At 59.2% G+C, this 15,895-nt stretch carries 14 protein-coding genes and 3 tRNA genes; 16 read left to right on the plus strand and 1 reads right to left on the minus strand.

What is annotated here, in order from left to right; genetic code table 11:
- Positions 1-21: 21 nt before the first annotated feature.
- The 13 genes from tpiA to AC07XZ_RS20765 all read left to right on the plus strand — a co-directional run bounded on the left by tpiA (position 22) and on the right by AC07XZ_RS20765 (position 11,049).
- The gene (tpiA, locus tag AC07XZ_RS20705) at positions 22-777 is read left to right on the plus strand and encodes a triose-phosphate isomerase (protein WP_102687346.1); all 756 of its coding nucleotides are present in this window, start codon (positions 22-24) and stop codon (positions 775-777) included.
- A gap of 4 nt (positions 778-781) precedes the next feature.
- Complete coding sequence (gene secG, locus AC07XZ_RS20710) at positions 782-1,165, plus strand: preprotein translocase subunit SecG (RefSeq protein ID WP_102687347.1); 384 nt, start codon at positions 782-784, stop codon at positions 1,163-1,165.
- A 22-nt stretch (positions 1,166-1,187) separates the two neighbouring features.
- Positions 1,188-1,273: transfer RNA gene (locus AC07XZ_RS20715), tRNA-Leu, on the plus strand.
- Between the two features lie 97 nt (positions 1,274-1,370).
- Positions 1,371-1,447 (plus strand) — tRNA-Met (locus AC07XZ_RS20720).
- A 138-nt stretch (positions 1,448-1,585) separates the two neighbouring features.
- A complete protein-coding gene (rimP, locus tag AC07XZ_RS20725; protein WP_039769696.1) occupies positions 1,586-2,044 on the plus strand; it encodes a ribosome maturation factor RimP in 459 nt (152 codons plus the stop codon).
- 47 nt (positions 2,045-2,091) lie between these two features.
- On the plus strand, positions 2,092-3,573 hold the full coding sequence (nusA, locus tag AC07XZ_RS20730; RefSeq protein WP_102687348.1) for a transcription termination factor NusA: 1,482 nt from the start codon (positions 2,092-2,094) through the stop codon (positions 3,571-3,573).
- 27 nt (positions 3,574-3,600) lie between these two features.
- Entirely contained in the window at positions 3,601-6,117 is a 2,517-nt protein-coding gene (gene infB / locus AC07XZ_RS20735) for a translation initiation factor IF-2 (RefSeq protein ID WP_007953742.1), read from the plus strand.
- A gap of 159 nt (positions 6,118-6,276) precedes the next feature.
- Complete coding sequence (gene rbfA, locus AC07XZ_RS20740; RefSeq protein WP_007953741.1) at positions 6,277-6,678, plus strand: 30S ribosome-binding factor RbfA; 402 nt, start codon at positions 6,277-6,279, stop codon at positions 6,676-6,678.
- A 4-nt stretch (positions 6,679-6,682) separates the two neighbouring features.
- Positions 6,683-7,600: a tRNA pseudouridine(55) synthase TruB gene (gene truB, locus AC07XZ_RS20745; RefSeq protein ID WP_007953739.1), complete on the plus strand. Its 918-nt coding sequence runs from the start codon at positions 6,683-6,685 to the stop codon at positions 7,598-7,600.
- A gap of 141 nt (positions 7,601-7,741) precedes the next feature.
- On the plus strand, positions 7,742-8,011 hold the full coding sequence (rpsO, locus tag AC07XZ_RS20750; RefSeq protein WP_011332409.1) for a 30S ribosomal protein S15: 270 nt from the start codon (positions 7,742-7,744) through the stop codon (positions 8,009-8,011).
- 194 nt (positions 8,012-8,205) lie between these two features.
- The gene (gene pnp / locus AC07XZ_RS20755; protein WP_011332410.1) at positions 8,206-10,311 is read left to right on the plus strand and encodes a polyribonucleotide nucleotidyltransferase; all 2,106 of its coding nucleotides are present in this window, start codon (positions 8,206-8,208) and stop codon (positions 10,309-10,311) included.
- A 128-nt stretch (positions 10,312-10,439) separates the two neighbouring features.
- A tRNA-Thr gene (locus AC07XZ_RS20760) sits at positions 10,440-10,515 on the plus strand.
- A 234-nt stretch (positions 10,516-10,749) separates the two neighbouring features.
- A complete protein-coding gene (locus tag AC07XZ_RS20765) occupies positions 10,750-11,049 on the plus strand; it encodes a DUF6388 family protein (protein ID WP_039769697.1) in 300 nt (99 codons plus the stop codon).
- A gap of 88 nt (positions 11,050-11,137) precedes the next feature.
- Here AC07XZ_RS20765 and nadC read toward each other — a convergent pair whose 3' ends face one another.
- Positions 11,138-11,986 (minus strand): carboxylating nicotinate-nucleotide diphosphorylase, encoded by an 849-nt coding sequence (nadC, locus tag AC07XZ_RS20770; protein ID WP_007953729.1) that lies wholly within the window; start codon positions 11,984-11,986, stop codon positions 11,138-11,140.
- A gap of 255 nt (positions 11,987-12,241) precedes the next feature.
- Here nadC and AC07XZ_RS20775 point away from each other — a divergent pair, with 255 nt between their 5' ends.
- The 3 genes from AC07XZ_RS20775 (at position 12,242) to ampE (ending at position 15,886) form a co-directional block, all read left to right on the plus strand.
- A complete protein-coding gene (locus AC07XZ_RS20775; RefSeq protein WP_102687349.1) occupies positions 12,242-14,431 on the plus strand; it encodes a DUF1631 domain-containing protein in 2,190 nt (729 codons plus the stop codon).
- Positions 14,432-14,495: 64 nt separating this feature from the next.
- The gene (gene ampD, locus AC07XZ_RS20780; protein WP_011332414.1) at positions 14,496-15,056 is read left to right on the plus strand and encodes a 1,6-anhydro-N-acetylmuramyl-L-alanine amidase AmpD; all 561 of its coding nucleotides are present in this window, start codon (positions 14,496-14,498) and stop codon (positions 15,054-15,056) included.
- Complete coding sequence (gene ampE, locus AC07XZ_RS20785; protein ID WP_085608040.1) at positions 15,053-15,886, plus strand: regulatory signaling modulator protein AmpE; 834 nt, start codon at positions 15,053-15,055, stop codon at positions 15,884-15,886. Before ampD ends, ampE begins: the two co-directional genes overlap by 4 nt.
- The last annotated feature ends 9 nt before the right edge of the window (positions 15,887-15,895 follow it).

The raw sequence follows: 15,895 nt of genomic DNA on the forward strand, positions 1-15,895 counted from the left end.
CTTTGACCGACGAGGTACAGCATGCGTCGCCCTATGGTAGCTGGTAACTGGAAGATGCACGGTACCCGCGCCAGCGTCGCTGAGCTGATCAACGGCCTTCGTCATCTGGCCTTGCCAAGCGGTGTTGATGTCGCGGTATTCCCGCCTTGCTTGTATATCAATCAAGTGATTGATGGCTTGAAAGGCAAATCGATTTCGGTCGGTGCGCAGAACTCTGCGGTGGAATCCATGCAAGGTGCGTTGACGGGCGAGATTGCGCCGAGTCAGTTGGTGGATGCAGGTTGTTCCCTGGTGCTTGTCGGGCACTCCGAACGCCGTCAGATCATGGGCGAGCGAGACGGAATGCTGAATCGCAAGTTCGCAGCGGCACAGGCATGTGGCTTGATTCCGGTGTTGTGCGTAGGGGAGACCCTGGAGCAGCGTGAAGCCGGAAAAACTCTTGAGGTTGTCGGGCGTCAGCTGGGCAGTATCATCGAGGAGCTGGGTGTCGGTGCTTTTGCCAACGCAGTGATCGCTTACGAGCCGGTCTGGGCGATTGGTACTGGACTGACTGCAACGCCGCAACAGGCTCAGGATGTGCATAAAGTCATTCGCGAGCAGTTGGCGGCAGAGAATTCTGAAGTGGCACGAGGTGTGCGGCTTCTATACGGCGGCAGCGTGAAGGCGGCCAATGCGGTCGAACTGTTCGGCATGCCGGATATCGATGGGGGGCTCATTGGTGGAGCTTCCCTGAATGCAGATGAGTTCGGTGCGATTTGTCGCGCCGCGGGAAACTGAAAAAATGCTGGAAACAGTCGTAGTCGTTTTTCATCTGCTGGGTGCATTGGGCGTAGTTGCTCTGGTTTTGCTGCAGCAGGGTAAAGGTGCGGATGCTGGCGCGTCTTTCGGAGCAGGTGCTTCAAATACTGTGTTCGGAAGCCAAGGTTCCTCTACCTTTCTTAGTAAGTTTACTGCTATACTTGCCGCCGGTTTCTTCATAACCAGCTTGGGGTTAGGATACTTTGCTAAAGAGAAGGCTCATCTGCTGACTCAAGCAGGTTTGCCAAACCCGGCAGTGTTGGAAGTTCCAAAGCAACAACCGGCTTCTGATGATGTCCCGGTGCTTCAAGAGCAAAAGTCGGCTACTCCAGCGACTGACGTACCTCCAGCTCAAGAGCAGAAGTAAGAAGAGTTTCAAACGTAGTATTGCCGAGGTGGTGGAATTGGTAGACACGCAACCTTGAGGTGGTTGTGCCCATAGGGTGTAGGGGTTCGAGTCCCCTTCTCGGTACCAATTAGTCAGGAGAGCCCGCTGTTGCGGGCTTTCTTGCAGGTGGAAGGTTACATTGACCCTATAAGGGATCGGTCGTATACTTCCGCCCCAGCTTTGTCGCGGGGTGGAGCAGTCTGGTAGCTCGTCGGGCTCATAACCCGAAGGTCGTCGGTTCAAATCCGGCCCCCGCAACCAGTTTAAGGAGCCCCTTTTAAGGGGCTTTTTGTTAGCTGGACACTTTCGACGCCGCTGTTCGACGGCGTTTCAAGGATGGGCGTTTCGCCCATTTTTTTATTTTGCATAGCATGCACATACATGCACGAGGGGGTTCAGGTGTCGAGCAAGCTAGAAGAGTTGCAGGCCTTGCTGGCCCCGGTGGTCGTGGCCCTAGGCTATGAATGCTGGGGTATTGAGTTTTCGGCTCAAGGTCGCCACTCAATGTTGCGCGTTTATATCGATAAGGAAGGCGGCGTACTGGTGGACGATTGCGCCATCGTCAGCCGTCAGATCAGCGGTGTGCTGGATGTTGAAGATCCGATCTCCGTTGAATACACCCTTGAAGTTTCCTCGCCAGGCATGGAACGCCCACTGTTCACTCTTGAGCAGTTTGCCAAATATGTCGGTGAACAAGTGAAGATCAAGCTGCGCTCGCCTTTCGAAGGTCGACGCAACTTTCAGGGCCTTCTGCGCGGTGTAGAAGAGCAGGACGTCGTGGTGCAGGTAGATGACCATGAGTTCCTGTTGCCGATCGATATGATCGACAAGGCCAACATTATTCCCAGTTTTGACTGAGACGCGGATCCCGCGGATCCAATGGCTTGCGAAAGGCGAGGCGTACGATGAGCAAAGAAGTACTGCTGGTTGTTGAGTCGGTATCCAATGAAAAGGGTGTACCGGCAAGCGTAATTTTTGAAGCGCTGGAGCTGGCTCTGGCCACTGCTACCAAAAAGCGTTTTGAAGACGAAGTTGATCTGCGTGTGGAAATCAACCGCCACACCGGTTCTTACGAAACTTTCCGTCGCTGGACGGTCGTCGAAGAGAATGATCTCGATGATCCGGCCATCGAAACCTGGCCGAGCAAGGTTGCTGAAACGCACCCTGGCGCCAAGGTTGGCGACGTCGTTGAAGAAAAGATCGAGTCCATCGAGTTCGGCCGCATCGCTGCGCAGACCGCCAAGCAGGTCATCGTGCAGAAAGTGCGCGAAGCCGAGCGCGCTCAAGTGGTTGACGCTTATCGCGAGCGCCTGGGAGAAATCATCTCCGGCACCGTGAAGAAAGTGACCCGCGACAACGTGATCGTCGACCTGGGTAATAACGCTGAAGCGTTGCTGGCCCGTGAAGACATCATCTCTCGCGAAACCTTCCGTGTTGGCGTGCGTCTGCGTGCGCTGCTCAAGGAAATCCGCACCGAGAACCGCGGCCCTCAGCTGATCCTGTCGCGTACCGCGCCGGAAATGCTGATCGAGCTGTTCCGTATCGAAGTGCCGGAAATCGCTGAAGGCCTGATCGAAGTCATGGCCGCATCCCGTGATCCGGGTTCGCGTGCCAAGATCGCTGTCCGCTCCAAGGACAAACGCATCGACCCGCAAGGCGCGTGCATCGGTATGCGCGGTTCGCGCGTCCAGGCCGTGTCGGGCGAGTTGGGTGGCGAGCGTGTCGATATCGTCCTGTGGGACGACAACCCGGCTCAGTTCGTGATCAATGCCATGTCGCCGGCAGAAGTGGCGGCCATCATCGTTGACGAAGATGCCCATGCCATGGATATCGCCGTTGGCGCAGACAATCTGGCTCAGGCCATCGGTCGTGGTGGTCAGAACGTGCGTCTGGCGAGCCAGCTGACTGGCTGGACCCTGAACGTGATGACCGAATCGGACATCCAGGCTAAGCAACAAGCGGAAACCGGCGACATCCTGCGCAACTTCATCGACGAGCTGGAAGTCGACGAAGAGCTGGCTCAGGTGCTGGTAGACGAAGGCTTCACCAGCCTGGAAGAGATTGCCTACGTACCGTTGGAAGAAATGCTCAACATCGACGGCTTTGACGAAGACATCGTCAACGAGCTTCGCGCTCGTGCCAAGGATCGCTTGTTGACCAATGCCATCGCTACTGAGGAAAAGCTGGCAGACGCCCATCCGGCCGAAGACCTGCTCTCGCTTGAGGGTATGGACAAGGATTTGGCGATGGAACTGGCGGTGCGCGGCGTAATTACCCGCGAAGACCTGGCCGAGCAGTCTATTGACGACCTGCTCGACATCGACGGCATTGACGATGATCGTGCCGGCAAGTTGATCATGGCCGCCCGAGCCCACTGGTTCGAGTAATTAGGCGCGGCCTGAGGAGAGAAGTGCATGACGCAAGTCACGGTGAAACAACTGGCCGATGAGGTCAAAACACCGGTAGAGCGCCTGTTGCAGCAGATGCGTGAGGCAGGTCTGCCGCACACCGCCGCCGAAGAAAATGTGACTGACAGTGAGAAGCAATCCCTGCTGACCCACTTGAAAAGCAGCCACAAGGCGAAAGTGGAAGAACCACGCAAGATCACGCTGCAGCGTAAAACCACCAGCACCCTGCGTGTGGCTGGCAGCAAAAGCATCAGCGTTGAAGTCCGCAAGAAGAAAGTTTTCGTACAGCGTAGCCCGGAAGAAATCGAAGCCGAGCGCAAGCGTGAACTGGATGAACGTCGCGCAGTAGAAAATGCTGCCCGTCAGAAGGCTGAAGAAGAAGCCCGCGTTCGCGCCGAAGAAGAAGCGCGTCGCCAGCCTGCTGCGCCGTCCGCTCCTGCCGAAGCCGTCGCTGCACCTGCGCCAGTGGCCGAACCAGTGCGCGAAGCCGCGCCGGTTGTGGCTGCTGCCCCAGCTGCCGACACTCGCAAGCGTGACGAACAGCGCCGTCCGGACAAACCACGTGCCGACGACAACAACCGTCGTGGCGGTGGTGATGGCGAGCGCAAAAACGCTCCGCATCGCGCATCGGTCAAGGAAAAGGCTCCGGCTCCACGTGTGGCGCCACGTACTACCGATGAAGAAAGCGATGGCTTCCGTCGCGGCGGTCGCGGCAAGGCCAAGCTGAAGAAACGCAACGCCCACGGTTTCCAGAGCCCTACCGGTCCTGTCGTGCGTGAAGTGAAGATCGGCGAAACCATCACTGTTGGCGATCTCGCTCAGCAGATGTCGGTTAAAGCTGCCGAAATCATCAAGTTCATGTTCAAACTGGGTACTCCAGCGACCATCAACCAGGTGCTTGATCAGGAAACTGCTCAACTGGTAGCCGAAGAACTGGGCCACAAAGTGACCCTGGTCAGCGACACCGCTCTGGAAGATTCCCTGGCCGAGTCCCTGAAGTTCGAAGGTGAAGCAGTTCCTCGTGCGCCGGTTGTGACCGTAATGGGTCACGTTGACCACGGTAAGACCTCGCTGCTCGACTACATCCGTCGTGCCAAGGTAGCTGCTGGCGAAGCCGGCGGTATCACCCAGCACATCGGTGCATACCACGTTGAAACCGAACGCGGCATGGTCACCTTCCTCGACACCCCTGGTCACGCCGCGTTTACCGCCATGCGTGCCCGTGGTGCCAAGGCGACGGACATCGTGATCCTGGTGGTTGCGGCGGACGACGGCGTGATGCCACAAACCATCGAAGCTGTTCAGCACGCTGTTGCTGCTGGCGTTCCGCTGGTAGTTGCGGTGAACAAGATCGACAAGCCGGGTGCAGATCTCGATCGCATCCGTAGCGAACTGTCGGCCCACGGCGTGACCTCCGAAGACTGGGGTGGCGACACTCCATTCGTTCCGGTTTCGGCGAAGATGGGTACCGGCGTCGACGAACTGCTTGAAGCTGTATTGCTGCAAGCCGAAGTCCTCGAACTGACTGCCACTCCATCGGCTCCTGGCCGTGGTGTCGTGGTTGAATCGCGTCTGGACAAGGGCCGTGGCCCGGTGGCGACTGTTCTGGTTCAGGACGGTACGCTGCGTCAAGGCGACATGGTGCTGGTCGGCTCGAACTATGGCCGCGTGCGCGCCATGCTCGACGAGAACGGCAAGCCGATCAAGGAAGCGGGCCCGGCCATTCCGGTCGAGATCCTCGGCCTGGACGGTACGCCTGACGCTGGCGACGAGATGAGCGTGGTTGCCGACGAGAAGAAAGCCCGTGAAGTGGCTCTGTTCCGTCAAGGCAAGTTCCGCGAAGTCAAACTGGCTCGCGCTCACGCCGGCAAGCTGGAAAACATCTTCGAAAGCATGGGTCAGGAAGAGAAGAAGACGCTCAACATCGTCCTCAAATCCGACGTCCGTGGTTCGCTGGAAGCCTTGCAGGGCGCTCTGAACGGCCTGGGCAACGACGAAGTGCAAGTGCGCGTGGTCGGTGGCGGCGTCGGTGGTATCACCGAATCCGATGCCAACCTGGCACTGGCTTCCAACGCTGTACTGTTCGGCTTCAACGTGCGTGCCGATGCCGGCGCACGGAAGATCGTCGAGCAGGAAGGTCTGGACATGCGTTACTACAACGTGATCTACGACATCATCGAAGACGTCAAGAAAGCCCTGACCGGCATGCTTGGCAGCGACGTTCGTGAGAACATCCTCGGTGTGGCCGAAGTCCGTGACGTGTTCCGTTCGCCTAAGTTCGGCGCCATCGCCGGCTGCATGGTGATCGAGGGTACTGTTCACCGTAACCGTCCGATCCGTGTACTGCGTGAAGACATCGTTATCTTCGAAGGCGAGCTGGAATCCCTGCGCCGCTTCAAGGATGACGCTTCCGAAGTACGTGCCGGCATGGAGTGCGGTATCGGCGTGAAGAGCTACAACGACGTCAAAGTCGGCGACAAGATCGAAGTCTTCGAGAAGGTTCAGGTTGCTCGCAGCCTCTGACTCGCGCACTTCAAGGGCCACGTCGGGCCGCCGCATGCAAGTGCGCGGCACGGCGTCAGGACTCTAAACGCAACGCCCGGTCTGGCTTTTGTCAGGCCGGGCGTTTGCCGCTTTCAGACCTTGCGGGTTTCACCGCGGGGCAGTAACAGGTAACAAATCATGGCAAAAGAATACAGCCGTACCCAACGTATCGGCGATCAGATGCAGCGTGAGCTGGCCCAACTGATCCGTCGTGAAGTCAAAGACCCGCGCGTCGGTCTGGTCACCATTACCGCTGTGGAAGTCAGCCGTGACGTCGGTCACGCGAAGATCTTCATCACCGTGATGGGGCAGGACAACGCTGAAGACATCGCGCAAAGCATCAAGGTGCTCAACGCTGCTGCCGGTTTCCTGCGCATGCAGCTGGCCCGCGAAATGAAGCTGCGCAGCGTGCCGCAATTGCACTTCCACTACGACGAAAGCGTCGTGCGGGGTGCGCACCTGTCGGCCCTGATCGAGCGCGCCGTGGCTGAGGACAATCAGCACGTGGCTGCGGCAGAACCCGAAGACACCAAGGAGTAACTCGGTGGCTCAGGTCAAACGTATCCGTCGTAACGTCAGCGGCATCATCCTGCTCGACAAGCCGCTGGGGTTCACCTCCAACGCCGCGTTGCAGAAGGTCCGCTGGTTGCTCAACGCCGAGAAGGCCGGTCACACCGGCAGTCTCGATCCCCTGGCCACCGGCGTTCTGCCGCTGTGCTTTGGCGAGGCGACCAAGTTCTCGCAGTATCTGCTCGATTCCGACAAGGGTTACGAAACCCTGGCGCAACTGGGCAAGACCACCACCACGGCGGACGCCGAAGGTGAGGTTTTGCAGGAGCGTCCGGTGACCGTTGGTCAGGCCGACATTGAAGCGGTTCTGCCGAAATTTCGTGGGCAAATCAGTCAGATACCGCCGATGTACTCCGCTCTCAAGCGTGATGGCCAGCCGCTGTACAAGTTGGCCCGTGCAGGCGAAGTAGTGGAGCGCGAACCGCGTTCTGTTACTATTGCGCGCTTGGAATTGCTGGCCTTCGAAGGCGATACTGCGCGTCTTGCGGTGGATTGCAGCAAGGGCACCTATATTCGCACCCTGGTGGAGGATATCGGTGAGCAACTCGGTTGTGGTGCGTACGTCGCTGAACTGCGTCGTACCCAGGCCGGGCCTTTCACCCTGGCGCAGACCGTGACCCTCGAAGAGCTGGAAGCGGTACATGCCGAAGGCGGCAACGAAGCGGTCGACCGCTTCCTGATGCCATCGGACAGCGGCCTGCAGGATTGGCCGTTGCTGCAGTTCTCGGAAGCGAGCGCGTTCTACTGGCTCAACGGCCAGCCGGTACGTGCCCCGGATGCTCCGAAGTTCGGCATGGTGCGGGTACAGGATCACAACGGTCGCTTCATCGGTATCGGTGAAGTGAGCGAAGACGGGCGCATCGCGCCGCGTCGACTGATTCGGTCAGAATGACCGGAAACCGGTCTGTGTAACAGCAGGCCGGCGAGTGTGGCTGTCAACAGGCACGGTCACTACTCATTTATAGATACAGGGATTTGTCCCTGGCCTGTTGAAACTGTTTTTGAAACGGTTTCCTGATAAAAGGATTGCCTCATGGCTCTCGACGTTCAAGAAAAAGCTCAAATCGTTGCCGACTACCAGCAAGCTGTTGGTGACACTGGTTCGCCAGAAGTGCAAGTTGCACTGCTGACCGCCAACATCAACAAACTGCAAGGTCACTTCAAGGCCAACGGTAAAGACCACCACTCCCGTCGTGGTCTGATCCGCATGGTTAACCAGCGTCGCAAGCTGCTGGACTACCTGAAAGGCAAGGACGTGAGCCGTTACAGCGCTCTGATCGCTCGCCTGGGTCTGCGTCGCTAATCAGCGATTGCGCTATGAGGTTGGTTGTCTGTCAGATGTCAGCGGGTTTCCGCCGGCGTCCGGCAGGCTCCCAGCCTCAAGTTTTATCTGGATACACGTTTTACCCTGGACAGGCGTCGGGCCGATTCCCGGCATTGCCCAAGAATTTCGCAAGAAACCAGTTCCCCCAAGAGCCACAAAGAAGGTAGGACACCGTGAACCCGGTAATCAAAAAATTCCAGTTCGGTCAGTCGACCGTTACCCTCGAGACTGGCCGTATCGCCCGTCAGGCCTCCGGCGCAGTATTGGTCACCGTTGACGACGACGTCAGCGTATTGGTGACCGTAGTTGGTGCCAAGCAAGCCGATCCGGGCAAGGGCTTCTTCCCTCTGTCCGTTCACTACCAGGAAAAGACTTACGCTGCCGGTAAGATCCCTGGCGGTTTCTTCAAGCGTGAAGGCCGTCCTTCCGAGAAGGAAACCCTGACTTCCCGACTGATCGACCGTCCGATCCGTCCGCTGTTCCCGGAAGGTTTCATGAACGAAGTGCAGGTTGTCTGCACCGTCGTTTCCACCAGCAAAAAGACCGATCCGGACATCGCTGCGATGATCGGTACCTCGGCAGCCCTGGCGATCTCCGGCATTCCTTTCGACGGCCCGATCGGCGCCGCTCGCGTTGCTTTCCACGAAAGCACCGGCTACCTGCTGAACCCGACCTACGAGCAGCAAGCTGCCTCGAGCCTGGACATGGTTGTTGCCGGTACTTCGGACGCCGTGCTGATGGTTGAATCGGAAGCCAAAGAGCTGACCGAAGACCAGATGCTGGGCGCAGTACTGTTTGCTCACGACGAGTTCCAGGTCGTAATCAACGCCGTTAAAGAACTGGCTGCCGAAGCTGCCAAGCCAACCTGGACCTGGGCACCTGCTCCAGAAGCCACCGAGCTGCTGGCTGCTATCCGTTCCGAGTTCGGCGAAGCGATCTCCCAGGCTTACACCATCACCATCAAGGCCGACCGTTATGCGCGTCTGGGCGAGCTGCGTGATCAGGTTGTTGCCAAGCTGTCCGGTGAAGAAGGCCAACCTTCGGCTGCCGACGTCAAAGCCGCTTTCGGCGAAATCGAATACCGCACCGTTCGCGAAAACATCGTTAACGGCAAGCCACGTATCGACGGTCGCGACACCCGCACCGTACGTCCGCTGAACATCGAAGTCGGCGTTCTGCCGAAGACCCACGGTTCGGCACTGTTCACCCGTGGTGAAACCCAGGCTCTGGTCGTCGCGACGCTGGGCACCGCCCGTGACGCACAACTGCTGGACACTCTGGAAGGCGAGAAAAAAGACCCGTTCATGCTGCACTACAACTTCCCTCCGTTCTCGGTGGGCGAGTGTGGTCGCATGGGTGGCGCCGGTCGTCGTGAAATCGGTCACGGCCGTCTGGCCCGTCGTTCGGTTTCGGCGATGCTGCCAGCCGCTGACGTGTTCCCGTACACCATCCGTGTGGTATCGGAAATCACCGAGTCCAACGGTTCGAGCTCGATGGCTTCCGTTTGCGGCGCTTCCCTGGCCCTGATGGACGCTGGTGTTCCGATGAAGGCGCCGGTTGCCGGTATCGCCATGGGTCTGGTTAAAGAAGGCGAGAAATTCGCTGTTCTGACCGACATCCTGGGTGACGAAGACCACCTGGGCGACATGGACTTCAAAGTTGCCGGTACCGCCAAAGGTGTGACCGCGCTGCAGATGGACATCAAGATCAAGGGCATCACCGAAGAGATCATGGAAATCGCTCTGGGCCAAGCCCTGGAAGCGCGCCTGAACATCCTCGGTCAGATGAACCAGATCATCGGCCAGTCGCGTACCGAACTGTCGGCCAACGCTCCGACCATGATCGCGATGAAGATCGACACCGACAAGATCCGTGACGTTATCGGTAAAGGCGGCGCGACCATCCGTGCGATCTGCGAAGAGACCAAGGCTTCGATCGACATCGAAGACGACGGCTCGATCAAGATCTTCGGCGAAACCAAGGAAGCGGCTGAAGCAGCACGTCAGCGCGTTCTGGGTATCACCGCAGAGGCCGAGATCGGCAAGATCTACGTCGGCAAGGTTGAGCGCATCGTCGACTTCGGCGCATTCGTCAATATCCTGCCGGGCAAGGACGGTCTGGTTCACATCTCGATGCTGAGCGACGCTCGCGTAGAGAAAGTGACCGACATCCTGAAAGAAGGCCAGGAAGTGGAAGTGCTGGTACTGGACGTGGACAACCGCGGCCGTATCAAGCTGTCCATCAAAGACGTTGCAGCTGCCAAGGCTTCGGGCGTTTAATCACCCGCAGTCCTAGCGCAATGAAAATGCCCCGCCGTGAAAACGGCGGGGCATTTTTTTGTCCGTGAAATATCGAGTCATTCGACGAAGTTGCCGACCTGCAAGACCAGTGCTAGGTTTAGCCCACCGCCCGTGTAGCTCAGCCGGTAGAGCAGCGCACTCGTAACGCGAAGGTCGCAGGTTCGATTCCTGTCTCGGGCACCACCTCTCCCCAATCCTTTTGAACCGGCATTTATGTTCCACAGGTCAACTTTTTGTGGGAGAGATGTAAAGAGCCGTGTAATTCGTCATGCAAACGTCCTATATTCGGTGCCTGCATGAGCATCGCTTAGCAGTTTTCAGATGATCCCGAATGGTTCCGAAGGCCGGACAGTCCGCGTCAGAGAGATCCTTGATGATCCAGATCCATCCTCCATTCCCATGATCAGCGAGAACGCCATGACCGAATTAACTCAAGAGCAACGTCACGAAGAAGCGCTTAGAAAATACATCCTGGATGTTCCGGATCTGAAGGAAGAGATCAAGGACCTGAGTCCCGATGATCAGAAAGACCAGATCCAGTGGGCGTTCGAAGACGAAGCCGAAGCCCAGGGTCTGCAGCCTTGGGAATTGACCCTCAAGTACACCAGCACCCCTGAAGAGTTCGAGGCCAAGCGCCTGGAGCTGCACAAGGAAGCGGCTGAAGTGTTGGGCGTCGAGTGGGAAGAGTACTGCGAGATGAACAATCTCGTCGTTTGACGAGAGCTGCCAGCTACAAGCCGCAAGCTACAAGTAAAAGCACAACCGCTTTGGCTTGCAGCTTGTAGCTCGCATCTTGCCGCTGCCCTTAAATGCTCAGGCGCATCGACAGGTCCACGGCCTTCACATCCTTGGTCATCGCGCCGATCGAGATGTAGTCCACCCCGGTCTGAGCGATCGGCAGCAGCGTGCTTTCGTTGATGCCGCCACTGGCTTCCAGTTTTGCCTTGCCGCCGTTCAGGCGCACGGCTTCGCGCATGTCATCGAGGCTCAGTTCGTCGAGCATGATGATATCGGCACCGGCGGCCAGCGCCTCCTTCAGCTCCTCCAGACTTTCCACTTCGATTTCCACCGGTTTGCCCGGGGCGATCTTGTGCGCGGCGGCAATGGCCTGCGGGATGCCACCGCTGGCGGCGATGTGGTTTTCCTTGATCAGGAACGCGTCGTACAGGCCGATGCGGTGGTTATGGCAGCCGCCGCAGGTGACCGCATATTTCTGCGCCAGACGCAGGCCCGGCAGGGTCTTGCGGGTGTCGAGCAGTTTCACCGACGTCTCGGCAACGAAGTCCGCAAGGTACTGCGCGCGGGTCGCTACGCCTGACAACAATTGCAGGAAGTTCAGGGCGCTGCGCTCACCGGTCAGCAGCGAACGGGCAGGGCCTTCCAGATGAAACAGCGGCTGATTCGGCGAAACCCGTTCGCCATCGCGCACCTGCCAATGCACCGCCACCCGTGGATCGAGCTGACGAAACACCGCATCGACCCAGGCTGTGCCACTGATGACGGCGGCGTCGCGGGTGATGATGGTGGCTTTGGCCAGGCGTTCGGCCGGGATCAGTTGCGCGGTGATGTCGCCGCTGCCGATGTCTTCGAGCAACGCACGGCGCACGTTGGCTTCGATTTCGGCGGTCAAATCGGCGAGACGTAGATTCGGCATAACGGGCTCCACAAACTAAGTGGCCCGATTATAGGGGCATGGCGTCGGCCAACCCAAGGCGAGAACAGCCACGCAGCGCTGCATCCGGTCGATTTTCTTTGAGCAAACCCGTTCCTGTCGTGGTCACTGCAAGGTGTCGGCGCATAGGGGAAACCCTGACGGCTCTGGCGCCGGGGACATCTTTTGCAAGATAATCCGCCTTGCATTTGACGCCATGACTTTGACGTCGGCGAATCACCGTTTCAGGAGGCTTGGATGCACAACGACGGGAATGTAGTGCCTCTGCACAAGGCCACTACCGATCAGGCGACTCACTCGCCGCTCGCCCGCCTGCCTGTGATTCTGCTTCAGGTTCGCGACAAGGCTGCCCAGCGCCTGCGCAACGGTTTGCAGGAACTGTTCGATAACGCCGACGACACCCTGTTCGAAATGGCCGACCGGGCACGCAACGACGTCGAACAGAACATTTTCTTCGAAGCCATGCGCGACCTGCGCCTCAAGCGCAAGAACATCGAGCGCGGCTTTCTCGAGCAATTTTTCGAAGCCTTTGTCGGCCTCACTCAATTCGATCCCGTCCCCACCGTCCTCTCTCATGCCTTGCAGAATGAGGACACTACCGCGCGCACCGACGACATGGAGCGCAACGTCGCGGTCGAAACCATGGTCGGCCGCGTGCTGAATCGCGACGGGTTCGCCCTCGACCAACTGACCGCGCGATTCAATGCGCTGTTGGGCAAGACCCTGGACGATCAATACAACCCGCTGGGCCCGGCGATGCTTTGCGAATACTTCCTGCAGGCCGGGCGCAATCTGGGCGTGGAGATCAAGGTCAAACTGATCCTGCTCAAACTGTTCGAGCGCTATGTGCTGGCCGATACCGATCAACTTTACGCCGAAGCCAATCAACTGCTGATCGCCACGGGCGTGTTGCCCGAGCTCAAGCCGGCGCCGGCCCGTCGCGCCCTCGATCAGGCTGTGGCCAGCGTGCAGAGCGAATTCGAGGGCGTCGACAAAACCCAGACCGATGCCGGCGTGCAGGAAGTCTTCACCGCGTTGCAGGAGTTGCTGCTGCACGTGCGCGGCACCGTTGCGCCGACCCTTGAACCCAGCGCTCCCGCCCAACCGATTTCCACCCGCGACCTGCTGCGCCTGCTCTCGCACCTGCAGCAATACGTGCCGGCGCTGGCGGTGCAGGACGATTTCGATCTGCGCCATCAGCTTGAACAATTGCTGACCCGAGTGAGCGTACGCAGCGGCAAATCACGAATCGTCGGCGGGGCGGACGAGGACGTGATCAATCTGGTGGCGATGGTATTCGACTGCATCCTGGATGATCGCAATCTGCCGGATTCGCTCAAGGCACTGATCGCCCGGTTGCAGATCCCGATGTTGAAGGTCGCGGTGATCGACAAAAGCTTCTTCAGCCGCAGCAGCCACCCGGCGCGCCGCCTGCTCAATGAAATCGCCGAAGCGGCGATGGGCTGGGGCGAGTGTGACGGCAATGCGCGCGACAGCCTGTACCTGCGCATCGAGCAAGTGGTGCAGCGCCTGCTGACGGATTTCGACGATGACCCGGCGATTTTTTCCGAGTTGCTGGCGGACTTCCTCGCGTTCACCAGTGACGAACGCCGTCGCAGCGAATTGCTTGAACAGCGTTTACGCGATGCCGAAGAGGGCCGGGCGAAAACCGAACTGGCCCGCCAGCGTGTCGAGCAGGCGCTGAATCAGGCGTTGCTGGGCAAAGTCTTGCCACCGTCGGTGGTGACGTTCGTGCAGGAGGCCTGGAGCAAGGTATTGCTGCTGACCTGCCTCAAGCACGGCGATCAGTCTGCCGAGTGGCAGGCCGACGTGCAGACCATGGAGCAATTGATCTGGAGCGTGCAGCGCCAAGACGACGCCGAAGCCGGTCTGCGTCTGCTGGCACTGGTGCCGGGGTTGCTCAAGTCATTGCGCGACGGCCTGAGCAGTTCGGCCTTCGATCCGTTTGCCACCAGCGGCTTCTTCAGTGAACTGGAAGCGCTGCATGTGCGCCTGCTCGAACCGTCCAGCGAGCCGGATCAAACCGCATTGCCGGAAATGATTGAAGTGTCGCAGGCGATTGTCTTGCAGATGGCCGACGATGGCCTTCAGCCACGCACGCCGGCGCGTTTGCCGGCCGACGACGCAGGTTTGCGTCAGGTCGATCAGTTGCGCCTGGGCAGTTGGGTGGCGTTCGAAGAAGACGAAGAACACACCCTGCGCTGCAAGCTGGCGGCGATCATCGAGGCCACCAACAAGTACGTGTTCGTCGACCGCACCGGGATGAAAGTGCTGGAGCGCGACCGCACTGAACTGGCCCTGGCATTCCGTCGCGGCGCGGTGCGGACGCTGGACGACACCTTGTTGTTCGACCGTGCGCTGGAGTCGGTAATCGGCAATCTGCGGCGGCTCAATCGCGGCAAGTGATCGCGCGCCGGGAGCCGATCACGGCATACTGGTCGCCAACACAGTCGGCGTTGAAGGAATCGGTATGCAGTTGGATCCCGCAAGCGGGTGGTGTCACGGGGTGCAGGTCTGCCCTTCGCCCAACTTCAATGAACGCCCGGCGGGCGAAGTCTCCCTGTTGGTCATCCACAACATCAGCCTGCCGCCGGCGCAGTTCGCCACCGGCAAGGTGCAGGAATTTTTCCAGAATCGTCTGGATGTCACGGAACATCCCTACTTTGCCGGGATCGCCGACCTGCGCGTGTCTGCGCATTTTCTGATCGAACGTGACGGCAAGGTGACCCAGTTTGTCTCCTGTCTTGAGCGTGCCTGGCATGCCGGCGTTTCGGTGTTCGAGGGACGGGAAACCTGTAACGATTTTTCCGTAGGCATCGAGCTGGAAGGCACCGATGATCTGCCGTTCACCGATGCGCAGTACCAGGCGCTGACCGTGCTGACCCGGCAGATACAGGCGGCGTTTCCGGCGATCACCGTCGAGCGCATCTGCGGGCACAGCGACATCGCCCCCGGACGCAAGACCGACCCCGGACCCGCATTCGACTGGGCACGCTACCGCGCCGCCCTGGCACAAGAGGAAGGACAATGAGTTTTCTGGTGTTACTGCTGGCGGTATGGATCGAGAAGTTCTCGGCCCTGCGCCAACGGGTTCAACGCGATGGCGGATGGATCCGCGAACTGCACAAGCTGGAAACCGGCGGGCTGGCCAAACAGCCGTGGCTGGTGCTGACCGTTCTGGTTCTGTTGCCGGTAGCGCTGCTGGGATTGCTGCTGGTGGTGCTGGACCCGGTGGCCTACGGTCTGCTGGCGTTGCCGGTGCATTTGCTGGTGGTGATTTACAGCCTGGGGCGGGGTGACCTGCTCGGCGAACTCGGGCCGTTTCGCGACGCCTGGCGCCGTGAGGATCTGCAGGCCGCCGCCCATGTGGCCAAGCGTGATCTGAACATCTGCGCCGAAAGCGGCGAGCAATTGCTGGAGCAAGTGCAACGGCATCTGTTGTGGCAGGCCTACCAGAGTTTCTTTGCGGTGATTTTCTGGTACTTCCTGCTCGGCCCGGTCGCGGCGCTGAGCTATCGCTTGCTGGCGCTGGCGGAAGAAAATGCCCAGAACCCGGCGGTGGCGGAACGGGCAGGGCAACTGCGCCACGCCTTCGACTGGGTGCCGGTACGCCTGCTGGCGGCGAGTCTTGCTCTGGTCGGCAACTTCGTCGCGGTCAGCCGGGTGATGCTGCACGAACTGCTGAACTGGAACATCAGCGCCGCCCAACTGATCAACAAGGTCGGGCTGGCTGCCGGGGAAATCCCGCCGGCCGCTGTTGGTCCCGAAGGCATCAACACCCTCGACTGCCTGTGGGAACTGCTGCTGCGGGCGGCGGTGTTGTGGTATGCCGGATTTGCCCTGTGGACAGTGCTGGCGTAGGCCGTTCGC

Source organism: Pseudomonas sp. GW458-11-26-14-LB4, from assembly GCF_059423925.1.